The sequence below is a fragment of the Streptomyces pluripotens genome (assembly GCF_000802245.2).
GTDB lineage: Bacteria > Actinomycetota > Actinomycetes > Streptomycetales > Streptomycetaceae > Streptomyces > Streptomyces pluripotens.
In genome coordinates this window covers 1,436,369-1,449,861 of record NZ_CP021080.1, presented here as the reverse complement: position 1 = coordinate 1,449,861, position 13,493 = coordinate 1,436,369, and the positions used below count along the sequence as shown (strand labels likewise).

General features: G+C 69.5%; 12 protein-coding genes and 2 pseudogenes. 5 read left to right on the top strand and 9 right to left on the bottom strand.

Translation table 11 applies throughout. The features are described 5' to 3' along the window. Positions 1-168: 168 nt before the first annotated feature. From LK06_RS06400 to LK06_RS06390, 3 genes and pseudogenes are all read right to left on the bottom strand, one after another. Positions 169-1,371, bottom strand: coding sequence for a TerD family protein (locus tag LK06_RS06400; RefSeq protein ID WP_039655339.1), 1,203 nt, complete (start codon positions 1,369-1,371; stop codon positions 169-171). A 161-nt stretch (positions 1,372-1,532) separates the two neighbouring features. Continuing rightward, positions 1,533-2,342, bottom strand: a complete 810-nt coding sequence (locus tag LK06_RS06395; protein WP_039655338.1) for an NAD-dependent epimerase/dehydratase family protein — start codon at positions 2,340-2,342, stop codon at positions 1,533-1,535. Positions 2,343-2,470: 128 nt separating this feature from the next. Continuing rightward, positions 2,471-3,273 (bottom strand): annotated as a pseudogene (locus LK06_RS06390) (MFS transporter). Positions 3,274-3,680: 407 nt separating this feature from the next. Between LK06_RS06390 and LK06_RS06385 the strand changes: the two are divergent. Next, positions 3,681-4,478 carry an HAD family acid phosphatase gene (locus LK06_RS06385; protein ID WP_039655335.1) on the top strand — a complete coding sequence of 266 codons (798 nt, stop codon included), beginning with the start codon at positions 3,681-3,683 and terminating at the stop codon, positions 4,476-4,478. A gap of 117 nt (positions 4,479-4,595) precedes the next feature. Here LK06_RS06385 and LK06_RS06380 read toward each other — a convergent pair whose 3' ends face one another. The 4 genes and pseudogenes from LK06_RS06380 to LK06_RS06365 form a co-directional block, all read right to left on the bottom strand. Next, positions 4,596-6,050 carry a peptidoglycan D,D-transpeptidase FtsI family protein gene (locus tag LK06_RS06380; RefSeq protein ID WP_043432867.1) on the bottom strand — a complete coding sequence of 485 codons (1,455 nt, stop codon included), beginning with the start codon at positions 6,048-6,050 and terminating at the stop codon, positions 4,596-4,598. 65 nt (positions 6,051-6,115) lie between these two features. Further along, a pseudogene (locus LK06_RS06375) lies at positions 6,116-6,334 on the bottom strand (response regulator transcription factor); the annotation flags it as partial. A 39-nt stretch (positions 6,335-6,373) separates the two neighbouring features. Continuing rightward, a complete protein-coding gene (locus LK06_RS06370; protein WP_043432870.1) occupies positions 6,374-6,844 on the bottom strand; it encodes a GNAT family N-acetyltransferase in 471 nt (156 codons plus the stop codon). Between the two features lie 27 nt (positions 6,845-6,871). Further along, complete coding sequence (locus tag LK06_RS06365) at positions 6,872-7,645, bottom strand: IclR family transcriptional regulator (protein ID WP_043432872.1); 774 nt, start codon at positions 7,643-7,645, stop codon at positions 6,872-6,874. A 192-nt stretch (positions 7,646-7,837) separates the two neighbouring features. Between LK06_RS06365 and LK06_RS06360 the strand changes: the two genes are divergently transcribed. From LK06_RS06360 to LK06_RS06345, 4 genes are all read left to right on the top strand, one after another. Continuing rightward, entirely contained in the window at positions 7,838-9,367 is a 1,530-nt protein-coding gene (locus LK06_RS06360) for an aldehyde dehydrogenase (NADP(+)) (RefSeq protein ID WP_043432875.1), read from the top strand. Between the two features lie 197 nt (positions 9,368-9,564). Then, complete coding sequence (locus tag LK06_RS06355; RefSeq protein WP_039655389.1) at positions 9,565-10,038, top strand: GNAT family N-acetyltransferase; 474 nt, start codon at positions 9,565-9,567, stop codon at positions 10,036-10,038. Positions 10,039-10,115: 77 nt separating this feature from the next. Beyond that, positions 10,116-10,835, top strand: coding sequence for a DsbA family oxidoreductase (locus LK06_RS06350; RefSeq protein ID WP_039655327.1), 720 nt, complete (start codon positions 10,116-10,118; stop codon positions 10,833-10,835). 95 nt (positions 10,836-10,930) lie between these two features. Continuing rightward, positions 10,931-11,992, top strand: a complete 1,062-nt coding sequence (locus LK06_RS06345) for an aminotransferase class V-fold PLP-dependent enzyme (RefSeq protein WP_039655325.1) — start codon at positions 10,931-10,933, stop codon at positions 11,990-11,992. Between the two features lie 195 nt (positions 11,993-12,187). Here the strand turns inward: LK06_RS06345 and thpD are convergent, their stop codons facing one another. Together thpD and LK06_RS06335 are read right to left on the bottom strand one after the other, a co-directional pair. Beyond that, positions 12,188-13,075 carry an ectoine hydroxylase gene (thpD, locus tag LK06_RS06340; RefSeq protein WP_043432877.1) on the bottom strand — a complete coding sequence of 296 codons (888 nt, stop codon included), beginning with the start codon at positions 13,073-13,075 and terminating at the stop codon, positions 12,188-12,190. 5 nt (positions 13,076-13,080) lie between these two features. Continuing rightward, complete coding sequence (locus LK06_RS06335) at positions 13,081-13,485, bottom strand: ectoine synthase (RefSeq protein WP_039655322.1); 405 nt, start codon at positions 13,483-13,485, stop codon at positions 13,081-13,083. Between the last annotated feature and the right edge of the window lie 8 nt (positions 13,486-13,493).

The following is a 13,493-nucleotide window of genomic DNA, read 5'->3' as shown; positions in this document are numbered from 1 at the left end:
CGGGCCGGGGCCGCGGCTCGGCCGAGCCGTCGAGCCGCCCCACACCCGCATCCCGGCGGGCCACAGGGGCGCGGGCGGGCGGGGCTGCGGCACCGCGGTCGGGGCGATCGCGGTGTGACGGCGAACGCCCCGGCAGAGGGCCCGGCCGTGGGTCTGCGGCCGGGCCGGCTACAGAGCCCTCGCGGCCGGCTCCACCATGTTCCGTACCGTTCGGGCCTTCACGAAGTCGCCGATCGCCGTCATGTCCCACTCGCCGGAGAACTGACGGATCAGTTTGGCCATCATCACGCCCGTCTTCGGCTCGGCGTGGGTGAGGTCGAAGCGGACCAGTTCCTCGCCCGTCGCCGAGTCCACCAGACGGCAGTACGCCTTGGCGACCTCCGTGAACTTCTGGCCGGAGAAGGAGTTCACCGTGAAGACCAGGCCGGTGACCTCCTGGGGGAGGCGGCCGAGGTCGACCACGATCACCTCGTCGTCGCCCCCGCCCTCGCCGGTCAGATTGTCACCAGAGTGCTTGACCGCCCCATTCAGGATGGTCAGCTTGCCGAAGTAGCAGCTGTCGATGTGGTTGCGCTGCGGACCGTAGGCGATGACCGAAGCATCCAGGTCGATGTCCTTGCCGCGGAACGCGGGCTCCCAGCCGAGGCCCATCTGCACCCGTGAGAGCAGCGGCCGGCCGCCCTTGACCAGGGAAACGGTCTGGTTCTTCTGCAGGCTGACCCGGCCCTTGTCCAGGCTGACCTTGCCCGCTCCCGGCGCCGGCGCGGGCGGCACCGGGGGAGCGGGCGGAGCCTGCGGAGCCGACACCGGCGGGGCGACCGGGGGCTGCATGGCGGGTGGCGGCGGCGCGACCGGCTGCGGCGGGGCGGCGGGGGCCGGCTCCTCCACCGTCACCCCGAAGTCCGTGGCGATGCCGGCCAGCCCGTTGGCGTACCCCTGGCCCACCGCACGGGCCTTCCACTGGCCGTTGCGGCGGTAGATCTCCACGACCACCAGCGCGGTCTCGGAGCCGAGCTGCGGAGGGGTGAACGTGGCCAGCGCCGTGCCGCCGTCCGCGTCACGGATCGTGGCCGTCGGTTCGATGCCCTGGAAGGTCTGGCCGGCCGCGTCCGGGCTGGCGGTGACCACGATCTTGTCGATGTCCGCCGGGACGGCGGCGGTGTCGACCGTGATCGCGTCGGGCGCGGCTCCGCCGCCCGACCGGTAGGTCACGCCGGGTCCGGCGGGCTGGTTGTAGAAGATGAAGTCGTCGTCGGAACGCACCTTGCCGTCGGCGGTGAGCAGCAGGCCCGACACGTCGAGCCGCACCGGAGCGGCGACGTCCACCGTCACGCGCGCGGTGGAGAGGGGAATGTTCGAGCCAGGGGTCATAGCTGTCATGCCGGGTGAACGAACGACGCCGCTTTACCGTTCCCTTAAGCGGCGGCGCCGTCGGTGCGCCGGTGGCGGCCGGGACTGCGCAGGTCCGGAGCGGTCCGGCGCCGTCCTCGTCCGCCCGCGGGTGTGCGCGGTGCCTGGGGCCGTGGGGAGGCTCAGCGCGGCCAGATGGGCGGGTCGTTGACGAAGTGTCCGCCCAGATAGCCGTGCGCGGGGTTCCCCACGGTCGGTTCGCCCTGTTCGGCGATCAGCTTCCCGGCATACGGCTCGGAGTCGTCGAGCGGCTCGTAGCCGAGTTCCCGCGCGGTGGTCAGGTCCCACCACAGGCGCGTGTTGGCGGAGGAGCCGTAGACGATCGTGTGGCCGACGTCCTCGGCGGTCAGGGCCGCGTGGAACAGACGCGCGCCGTCGGCCGGGCTCAACCAGAGCGACAGCATGCGCACGCTGGTCGGTTCCGGGAAGCAGGAGCCGATGCGCACGGAGACGGTCTCTAGGCCGTGCTTGTCCCAGTAGAGCTGGGCGAGGTCCTCGCCGAAGGCCTTCGACAAGCCGTAGAAGGTGTCCGGGCGGTGCGGGGTGTCGACCGGGATGAGCGGATCGCCTGTGCGGGGAGTCGGAGTGAAGCCGACGGCGTGGTTGGAGGAGGCGAACACGATCCGGGGCACGCCCTCGCGGCGGGCTGCCTCGTACAGGTTGTAGGTGCCCTCGATGTTCGACTGGAGGATCTTCTCGAAGGGGGCCTCCAAGGAGATGCCGGCAAGGTGCAGGATCGCGTCCGCGCCCCGTACCGCCGCCCGCAGCGCCTCCTTGTCGGAGAGATCGGCGGTGATCGCGTCCGGTTCCTGCTCGATGGGGCGCGCGTCGAACAGGCGCAGCGTGTAGCCGTACTCCGGCAGCAGGGACCGCATCAGAGTGCCGAGCCCGCCGGCGGCGCCGGTGAGCAGAACGGTGCGGGGGGCGGGCATCCTTCGGTCTCCTCGGCGTCGAGCGGCCGTGCTTTTGGGTCTGGGGCGACCGGAAGCATGGTTTGCATTCGCATCCCTGGAAACGCTAAGGAGGGGTGGCGGACGTCGTCAAGTGAACTGCGGCTGAATCAGGTGGGGTTGGTGTCCGACGGCGACCTGGCGGCGGTACGCGAGGCGCAGTCCGCGCGGCCCGTGGAGTGGGCCAGGCAGGCGGCTGTGAGGAGCAGCGCGAGGCCGTAGAGGGGCAGCAGTAGTCCGGGGTGGGCCAGTTCGACCAGTCCGGCCCCGATGGCCAGGCCGAGGGCGTTCGGGGCGAACACCAGTGTGCTGGCGGTGGCCGTGGCCCGGCCGAGCAACGGGCCGGGAGCCCGCTGCTGCACGGCGGTGAACGCGGCGATGAGCGCGCAGGGCAGGCCACTGCTGGGCCGCCGCAGGTCGCGTAGAGACCCGCACCGGTCAGCGGGGCGACGAGTTTCATGCCCTCTGTGACGGTCGTCCGCAATCCGTTGAAGTCGCCGAGGAGGCTCGGGGTGACCAAAGTGGTCACCAGGGCCGACTCGGCCGCGTCGTGGATGACGCCGGCGGCGCCGTACAGGAACAGCACGGCGAACAGCAGCCACAGGCGGCCGGGGGAGCTCACGGCGAAGAGCGTCAGGAGCAGGGCCGCCAGGAGCGCGTTCACCGTGATGAGCAGGGGCCTGCGGCGGACACGGTCGGCGATCGTGCCGAGGACCGGGCCGGCCGGGAGGGGGGCCGACAGGGCGAACACGCCCAGCGCGGCCAGGCCGTTGGAACCGGTGAGGTCTTTGCCCCACACGCCCGACGCCAGCCACATCGAGGAGGTGCCGAAAGTGGACACCACCACACCCGTCAGATACAGCCCCGTGTCGCGGTCCCGCAACACCCGGGGCAGGATCCGGAAGGTCGTCATGCCCCGCCATCGTGGGCCTAAGGGGCCCGTGTCCGGATCGGCAGGATGCCGTAAATCCGGGGCCGACCCGGGGCGGCGGCGATCCGCGCGCACCTACACCCATACCGATCGGGCGCACACCGACGGGGACGCACCGGGGGGACGAAATGCACTAGCCGGTGTGTGGGCGCCGGACGTCAGCACCCAATTGCCCGCGGCGGCGAGGCCGCCTTGCGCAGGGGGTCCACACATCCAACGGGTCTTCATATCCGAGTCACCGGAAGGAAATACTCCGGATTCGGTGCGGTCCATGTCTCTGGTGAGGATGCGCATATCGATCGGATAACAGGCCTCGCGATAGCGGGCGTGATGCGCGTAGACAATGCGTGACCTGGTCCATCAATCTCATCCCCAGATCCGGAGATTCCATGCGGAAGTCCCTCAGAGCGGCGGCCGTTGTCGCCGCTTGCACCATCGCCGGCAGCGCCCTGTACGGCGCGGGCGCGGCCACCGCCCATCAGTCGACGGCCAACTCCACCCATGAGCCCTACAACATCGGGCTGCTGGTGAAGGACATCGACACCTACTACGGCACTACCGCCGACAGCAACGGCGTCTACCAGGCGTCCCCGGACAGCCAGTACGCCATGGATCTGGCGCACATCGACGCCGCCGCCAAGCGGTACATCAACAAGGCGGCCCGCAAGGCGCGCCACCACGGTGAGAAGCCGGCCGTTGTCTTCGACATCGACGACACCCTGCTGCTCAGCCTCGACTACGAGAAGCGTTACCACTACACGTACAACCCCACCACCTGGGCCGACTACGTGAACCGCGCCGACCGTCCGGCCGTGTTCGGCAGCCCGGAGCTGGTGCGGTACGCCGAGTCCAAGGGCGTCGAGGTCTTCTACAACTCCGGGCTCAGCGAGGCGCAGCGCAGCGCGGCCGTGGAGAACCTGAAGAAGGTCGGTGCCGATGTGAACCTCGACGCCGACCACGTGTTCCTCAAGGACAAGGCCAACCCGCCGGCCTACCTCAGCAAGTGCGCCACGCCGGGCAACTGGACCTGCACGACCGTGCAGTACAAGTCCGGTACCCGCAAGCACATCGAGCGCGACCTGGGGTATGAGATCGTCGCCAACTTCGGTGACCAGTACTCGGACCTGAACGGCGGTTACGCCGACCGCATGTACAAGCTGCCGAACCCGACGTACTTCGTTTCCTGACCGTCCTGACCGTCCTGACCGTCCTGACGGTCGACGGTACGTCCGGCGCTAGATCCTGAGCAACGTTATCCGGCCCCCGCAGGCGGCAGCACCGTGCCGTGGCGGGGGCCGGGTACCTCACCTCAGCGCCGCCTCCATCATCGCCCGGGCCACCGGAGCCGCCAGCCCGTTGCCGCTGACCTCCGACCGGGCCGCGTCCGACTGCTCCACCATCACCGCCACGGCGACCTCCTTGCCACTGCTGCCGGACTTGCCGTAGGAGGTGAACCAGGCGTACGGGGTCTTGCTGTTGTTCTCGCCGTGCTGGGCTGTACCGGTCTTTCCACCGACCGTCACTCCGTTGATCAGCGCGTTCGTGCCCGTACCATCCTCGACCACCGTCTCCATGGCCGACTGGAGCTGCTCGGCGGTCGAGGAACTGATGATCTCCTTGCTGCTCGCGTTGTGGTCGTAGTCCTGCAACACATCACCACCGCTGTCGGTGATCTGCGACACCATGTGCGGCGAGACCAACGTGCCACCGTTGGCTATCGCGGCGGAAACCATGGCCATCTGCAGCGGGGTGGCGGTGACGTCGAACTGGCCGATGCCGGAGAGCGCGGTCTGGGCGTTGTCCATGCCGGAGGGGTACACGCTGGCGTAGGCCCGTACCGGCACGTCCTGCCGGGAGTCGTTGAATCCGAACTTCTCGGCCATGGCCTTCACCTTGTCCTGCCCGAGTTGCACGGCCATGTGACCGAAGACGTTGTTGCAGGAATAGCGCAGGGCGACCCGGATCGAGGCGTTCTTGCACGGAGCCGCCTTGTTCTCGTTCGGCAGTTCGTGCACCGTACCCGGCAGGGTGTAGGGGTCGGGGCTGTCGGTGGGTTCGTCCACGTTCTTGTACAACCCGTCCTCCAGTGCGGCCGCCGCCACGACCAGCTTGAACGTTGAACCCGGCGGCAGCGGCTGGCGCAGCGCACGGTTGGTGAGCGGCTTGTCCTTGTCCGCGTTGAACTGCTTCCAGGCCGCACCGGCCGTGTTCGCGTCGGTGAGCGCGGAGGGGTCGTACGACGGCGTCGAGACCATCGCGAGGATCTTGCCGGTCTTTGGGTCGATCGCGACGGCCCCGCCCTTCTTGCCGCCGAGCGCGCGGTACGCCGCCTTCTGCACCGCCGGGTCGATCGTGGTGAGCACGTTGCCCGGGTCGGCGCGCTCCCCCGTGATGGTGTCCATCACGGTCTTCAGCCGGGAGTCCGTGCCGTTGAGCACGTCCTGGTAGATGCCCTCCAGCTGGGTGGGTGCGTAGGACTGCGAGGCGTAGCCCGTCACCGCCGCGTAGAGCTCGCCGTCCCGGTACGTGCGCTTGTACGCGAGGTCGCTTCCCTTCGTCCGGGCCGAACCGGTGATCGCGTTCCCGGCCACGATGATGTTTCCGAGCGGCCGTGAGTACGTCTCGATCGCGTTCCGCCGGTTTTGGTTGTCGTCCGCGAGGGCCTTGCCGTCGTAGAACTGCACCCAGGTCGCCCTGACCAGCAGGGCGAGCACGAGCAGCAGTGCGAAGACGGATGCCTGCCTGATCGTCTTGTTCATCCCGCAGAGAAGACGACCCAAACGGCGGCAGTCGTTCCCGTACGGCCGGATTTCTCATCACATGCTCATCGTGTGTGCAGGAATCCGGCCTCGTACGCGGCGATCACCGCCTGGATCCGGCCCCGGGTGCCGGTCTCCGCGAGCACGGCCGCGACGTGCGACTTGACCGTGGCGGGACCCACGCCCAGATGCCGGGCGATCTCGGCGTTGGTCAGGCCGGCGGCCATGTGCCGCGGCACATCGCGCTCGCGGCTGGTGCGCCTGCCGACCCAGGGCGCGGGCGACCCGGCTCCGCCGTGTGGCGGAGGCGCTGTGGTGCAGGCTCAGTCCTCCAGGACCAGGACGACCTCCTCGATCTCCTGGCCACGACCGTGCGCGTATCCGTGCGCCCGGGCCGTCTCACGGAACCCGCACGTGGCCAGCACCCGCAGTGAGGCGGCGTTGTCGGCCGCCGCCCGCGCGTACAGCGGCCGTTCGGGTGTCTCGGCGAGCAGGGCCCGCAGGGCTGCGGTCGCCACGCCCTGGCCCCAGTACCCGCGGTCGATCCAGTACGTCACCTCGCGCTCGCCGGGCTCCCCGTAGACGGCCGCGCTGCCCGCCACCCGCCCGTCGACCAGGACGGTGCGCAGTACCTCCGAGGAGGACCGCAGACGTTTCCACCGGGCGTTGAAGGCCTCCCGGTCGCCCGGGTCCGGGGTGCCGAAGGCGGCCATCCGGACCGCCACCGGGTCGCTCATCTGCCGGAAGAACAGCGGTAGATCGTCATCCTGTACGGCTCGCAGCGCGATTTCCATGGAGTCAGAGCCTACGGCCCGCAGCCCTCAGAGCCTGCGAGTCGCCATCGTCAGTCGGTCCCGCGCGTCGAACAGCGCCCCCTTGATCATCTGCTCGTGGGCGGGGGTCAGCCGGGCCACCGGGACCGAGCAGCTGACGGCGTCGCGGGCGGGCGTGCGGTACGGGATCGCCACGCCGAAACAGCGCAGCCCCAGCGTGTTCTCCTCGTGGTCGACCGCGAGGCCCTGTTCCCGTACCCGGTGCAGTTCTGCGATGAGCTTCTCGCGGTCGGTGGCGGTGTTCCCGGTGAGCGACGGCAGGGTTTCCGGAAGGAGCGTGCGCACCTGCTCATCGCTGTACGTGGCCAGGATCGCTTTGCCGAGGGCGGTGGAGTGGACGGGGAGCCGGCGCCCGACACGGGTGAAGGGACGCAGGTGGTGCTGGGACTGGCGGGTGGCCAGGTAGACGACGTTGGTGCCGTCGATGCGGGCCAGATGGATGGTCTCCGTGGTGTCGTCGGAGAGCCGGTCCAGGGTCGGGCGTGCGGCGGCTACCACTTCGTCGCCGTCGACGTACGACGTGCCCACGAGCAACGCCCGTACCCCGATGCCGTACCGCGTGCCGGGGGTGTCCGTTTCCACCCAGCCCAGTTCCACGAGTGTGCGCAGGAGCATGTACAGGCTGGACTTGGGGTATCCCACGGCCTCCTGGACGGCTGCCAGGGAATGCATGCCGGGCCGGCCGGCAAAGTATTCCAGCAGTTCAACGGTCCGTACCGCGGACTTGACCCGAGCCCCGCCGCCCGAATCGCCTGCCGTCATCTCCCTTGCCCCCTTCGTTCGACCCCTTCGTTTGCCCCCTTCGTTCGACGAGGACCTGAGCTATATAGTCGCCGAGCGGCATATTCATCACCAGAGATGCTGTTCAGCATATCGAACGCGCCTGGTCGGCAAGGTGCTGATGGGTGACCTGGACAGTCCTCGAAAGTGCGGCCTTACTGGGAGGGACCCGCGGTGGCAGCAGCACCAGTCTGGAGTGTCGACCCGCGCACCGGGAAACAGCGCGAGCAGGTTGCGGTAGAGGCCACGGTCCACGAGGTGGACGCGGCGGTCCGGGCGGCCCTCGCCGCGCGCGGCGCCCTCGCCGACCGCGTGGTCCGCTCCGCCTTCCTGCGCTCTGCCGCGACGGGCCTGGAGGCAGCCAGCAACGGTCTGGTCGAGACGGCCGATGCCGAGACGGCGCTCGGCCCGGTGCGGCTGAACGGTGAACTGGCGCGCACCACGTACCAGTTGCGGGCCTTCGCGGACATCGTTGATGAGGGTGCCTTTCTCGACGTCATCATCGACCACCCCGACGACACCGCGACACCGCCCATCCCGGACCTGCGTCGCTGCAAGGTCCCCCTCGGTGTCGTCGCCGTCTACTCCGCCTCCAATTTCCCCTTCGCCTTCTCCGTCGCCGGTGGCGACACCGCGAGCGCCTTGGCCGCCGGCTGCCCGGTCGTGGTCAAGGCCCACCCCGATCACCCGGCCCTGTCCGAGTTGGTCGCCAAGGTGCTGCGTCGGGCCGCCGCCGGGCACGGGATCCCCGAGGGGGTGGTCGGACTTGTGCACGGTTTCGAGGCGGGCGTGGAACTGATCGGGCACCCGCTGGTCTCCGCCGCGGGCTTCACCGGTTCGGTGCGGGGTGGCCGTGCCCTGTTCGATGCGGCCGCCGCGCGTCGGGCGCCGATTCCGTTCCACGGGGAGCTGGGTTCGCTGAACCCCGTCGTCGTCACGGAGGCCGCGGCGGCCGAGCGGGCCGAGGAGATCGGCACCGGGCTCGCCGGGTCCATGACTCTGGGGGTCGGACAGTTCTGCGTCAAACCGGGCCTGGTGCTGGTGCCGTCCGGCGGGAGTGGTGACCGGCTGGTGAAGTCCCTGACCGATGCGGTCAGCGACACTGAGGCCGGAGTACTGCTGGACCACCGCATGCGGGACCACTTCGTCGAGGGGGTGCGGGAGCGCGCCCGCCTGGAAGGCGTCGAGTCACCGGTCACGCCGGGTGCTGGTGGCGAGCACACGGTCAGCGCGGGCTTCCTGACCGTGCCGGCGCGCAGACTGGCGGTCGGGGGAGCCCACGACCTGCTCCTGGAGGAGTGCTTCGGGCCCGTCACCGTGGTGGTGCGGTACGAGGACGAGGGCGAGATGACGGCGGTGCTGTCACGGATGCCGGGCAACCTCACCGCCACGGTTCAGCTGTCCTCGCAGGAGGCCGCGGGAGGAGGCCGGGGTGCGGAGATCCTGGCCGGGCTCACCTCGCTGGCTGGGCGTGTGCTGGTGAACGGCTGGCCGACGGGGGTGGCCGTGGCGCCGGCCCAGCACCACGGTGGGCCGTACCCGGCGACGACCTCCACGTCGACCTCCGTGGGCGGCACGGCCATCGAGCGGTGGCTCAGGCCGGTCGTCTACCAGAACGCTCCCGAGGCGTTGCTGCCGCAGGAACTCCGCGACGGCAATCCGCTCGGGCTTCCCCGCAGGCTGAACGGAGTTCTGGAGCGGTAGCGCCATGGCGTGAGCCTGGCCCCTCGGGCTCGACCTCTCAGCTCGCCCCGGCCGTTGGCGGCGCCCGACAGGGCGTCCGGCCGACCGGCAGCGATCAACCCGGACGCCAGTCGTGGCCGGTTCGGCAGGGGCGGAACCGGAGCCGGTATCGCGCCGTCCTTCGTTACGTGATCAATGAACGCGTGAACGATGTTCTGATGGTCCGCACCGCCCTGCCCATCGAGGCCGAGGTCATCGCAGATCTGCACGTCCGGGCCCGTTCGACGTACTACCCGGACGGTGTCCCGCAGTCCGGCGTCGACTCGGTCGAGGCCTGGCGCGGCTCCATCGAGCGCCCCGACGGACATGTGCTGTGCGCGGTCGAGCAGGGCCGGATCGTCGGCATCGCTTCCTTCCGCACCCCGGACGGAGCCTCTGCAGAAACGGTCAAGCTGTTCCAGTTCCACGTCGACCCCGACCGCTGGCGTTCCGGTATCGGTACGGTCCTGCACGCGGCCTGCGTGGAGGAATGGCAGGCCGACGGCGCGCTCGCGGCCGTGCTCGACGTGCATGTCAACAACAGGCGAGCCCAGGCCTTCTACGCCCGCCAGGGCTGGATCCCCGACCCCGGGACCCCACCCACGGAGGGTGACCACCACCTGTTTCTACGCTTCTCCGTGCCCGGGGAATGACAGAGGCTGCTTGAACGTTCACGTACGTGTCGCGGAGAGATCCTCCGTGTCCGTACGACCTGGAGAGAGCCGAAGACATGCGCGTCGAGATCTGGAGCGACATCGCCTGCCCCTGGTGCTATGTGGGCAAGGCCCGCTTCGAGAAGGCGCTGGCTGCATTCCCGCACCGCGATGAGGTCGAGGTGGAGCACCGCTCCTTCGAACTGGACCCGGGGCGGGCCAAGGGCGACGTACAGCCGGTGATCACCATGCTGACCAGGAAGTACGGCATGAGTCCGCAACAGGCCCAGGCCGGTGAGGACAGCCTGGGCGCCCAGGCCGCCGCCGAAGGCCTGGACTACCGCACCCGGGACCGCGACCACGGCAACACCTTCGACATGCACCGCCTGTTGCACCTCGCCAAGGAGCAGGGCAGGCAGGACGAGCTGATCCAGATCTTCTACCGGGCCAACTTCGCCGAAGAGCGGTCCGTCTTCGCCGAGGCCGAAGAACGCCTCGTGGAACTGGCGGTCGAGGCCGGACTGGAGGCAGGCCGGGTCCGCGCGGTGCTGGCCGATCCGGACCTGTACGCCGCCGAGGTCCGCGCCGACGAGCGCGAAGCCGCCCAGCTCGGTGCCACCGGCGTGCCATTCTTCGTCCTCGACCGCACGTACGGCATCTCCGGCGCCCAGCCCGCCGAGGTCTTCGCCCAGGCGCTGACCCAGGCCTGGGGCAGGCGCTCCCCGCTGGCACCAGTGGGTCAGGAGACCGCCGATGCCTGCGGGCCGGACGGGTGCGCGGTCCCGCAGCAGGGCTGAGCCCACGAGGCGGCGCAGATGTATAAGCATTGCTGAGCGGATCCATACAGAAGACCGCAATGGACGGGAACCTCCTGGGGCCGCAGAGTGGTCCCATGGAGACCACGGAGTCGTTCGAGAGCCTCATCCGCACCGAGTTCACCGCCCGGAACACCTACCTCAACACTGCGAGCAACGGCCTGCTGCCCGTTCGTACCGTCGCCGCGCTACAGGAAGCGGCGTTGCTGCGGGCCGAGGGCCGACCGCTGCTCCCCTTGCACGAGGACGTGGAGGGCTGCCGGGCGGCGTACGCCCGGCTTGTGGGCGTGCCGGCCACTCGGGTCGCAGCGGGTGCCTCGGTCGCCGCGCACACCGGTGTGATCGCCGCCTCACTGCCCACGGGTGCCGAAGTGCTCACCGTCGAAGGCGACTTCACCTCCGTGTTGAATCCCTTCCATGTCCGTGGTGACCTCAAGGTCCGCTCGGTCCCGCTGGAGCGGGTCGCCGAGTCCGTCCGCCCGGGCACCGCACTGGTCGCAGTCAGCGCCGTCCAGTCCGCCGACGGCCGGATCGCCGACCTTGGCGACCTGCGCGAGGCCGCCCGCGACCACGGCGCGCGCACCTACGTCGACTTCTCCCAGTCGGCCGGCTGGCTCCCCATGGACGCGGACCTCCATGACTTCACCGCCTCGGTCGCCTACAAGTGGCTGCTCGGCCCGCACGGTGCGGCGTTCCTCACCGTCCCGGAGGATTTCGGCGGACTGACTCCGGTGCTCGCGGGGTGGGTCGCGGGTGAGGTGCCGTGGGAGAGCTGCTACGGCCCGGTGGCCGAACTCGCCCGCTCCGCACGGCGGTTCGACCTCACTCATGCCCTGTTCAGCTATACCGGGCTGCGCCGCTCCCTCGAATTGATCGAGGAACTGGGGGTGTCTGCCCTGCATGCGCACGCCACGGGACTCGCCGACCGCTTCCGGGCGGGGCTGGAGTCCCTCGGCCGCGAGCCGTTGCCAGCCCCCGGCTCGGCGATCGTGTCGGTGCCCGGACTGGGCTCACGGCAGGCCGGGTTGAGCGAGGCCGGTATCGAGGTCTCCAACCGGGAGGGCAACCTCCGCGCCGCCTTCCACCTCTACAACACGACCGCGGACGTCGACCGGCTGGTGGACGCGCTCGCCGACTGACACCTGGGGGCCGGGCCCCGCGCACGGAGGAGGTTCCGGCCCGGTCTCCGGGCGGCTGGGCCCGGCTGCTCCAGGACGACGGGGGCGGGTCCGACTGCTTTTCCGGGCGCCGGCGGGCCGGGGGAAGTGTCGTCCCCCAGCCCGTCACGGGTCCGGGCCTTGGCCGTGTTTTACCTGTTCATCAGGGGTGTGGGTTCACCGGATCGGGGTGAAGTCCCGTGCGCCGATGAAGTCCGGCCGGCGGATCGGCGCGGCGAACGGCTCGACCGCCGCGTTCTCCACGCTGTTGAACACGAAGAACACGTTGCTGCGCGGGAACGGCGTAATGTTGTCGCCGGAACCGTGCATGCAGTTGCAGTCGAACCAGGTCGCCGAACCGGCCTTGCCAGTGAACAGGCGGATGCCGTGCTGGCCCGCCAGCTCGGTCAGTGCTTCGTCCGACGGCGTGCCCGCGTCCTGCATCTGCAGGGACTTCTTGTAGTTGTCCTTGGGCGTGGCCCCGGCGCAGCCCAGGAACGTCTTGTGCGACCCCGGCATGATCATCAGGCCGCCATTGGTGTCGTAGTTCTCGGTCAGCGCGATCGAGACGGACACCGTGCGCATGTTGGGCAGGCCGTCCTCGGCGTGCCAGGTCTCGAAGTCCGAGTGCCAGTAGAAGCCGCTCGCGCCGAAGCCCGGCTTGACGTTGATCCGGGACTGGTGGACGTACACGTCCGAGCCGAGGATCTGTCGGGCCCGGCCGACCACCCGCTCATCACGCACCAGATTCGCGAACACTTCGCTGATCTTGTGCACTTCGAAGACCGAGCGGATCTCCTTCGACTTCGGTTCCACGATGGAGCGCTCGTCCGCGCGGATCGTCGGGTCGTCGACCAGACGGTCCAGTTCACGCCGGTAGACCTCGACCTCGTCCGGGGCGATCAGTTGGTCGACGGAGAGGAAACCATCGCGCTCGAACCCCTGCAGGTCGGCGGCCGGGATCGGGCCCGGAGTGTCGGGAGAACCCCAGACGACCGGGTCCTGGCGCGGTACGGTCACCTCGCTGCTGCCGCGGCTGGGGTACAGATCGGTGACAGCGGTCATGTGTGTCACACCTCCTCGGGCTCGGTGAGCAGCGGGTAGACGCCGTTCTCGTCGTGGTCTTCCCGGCCGGTCACCGGCGGGTTGAACACGCAGATGCAGTGGAAGTCCTCCTTGACGCGCAGCGTGTGCCGCTCGTGCCCGTCGAGGAGGTACATGGTGCCAGGGGTGACCGTGTAGGTCTTCCCGGTCTCATGGTCGGTGAGTTCGGCCTCGCCCTTGGTGCAGACGACGGCCTCGATGTGGTTGGCGTACCACATCGACGTCTCGGTCCCGGCGTACAGGATGGTCTCGTGCAGGGAGAAGCCGACCCGCTCCTTGGCGAGGACGATCCGCTTGCTCTCCCAGGTCCCGGACTTGGCCTTGACGTGCCGGTCGGTACCTTCGATGTCCTTGAACGATCGGACGATCACGGTGCTGT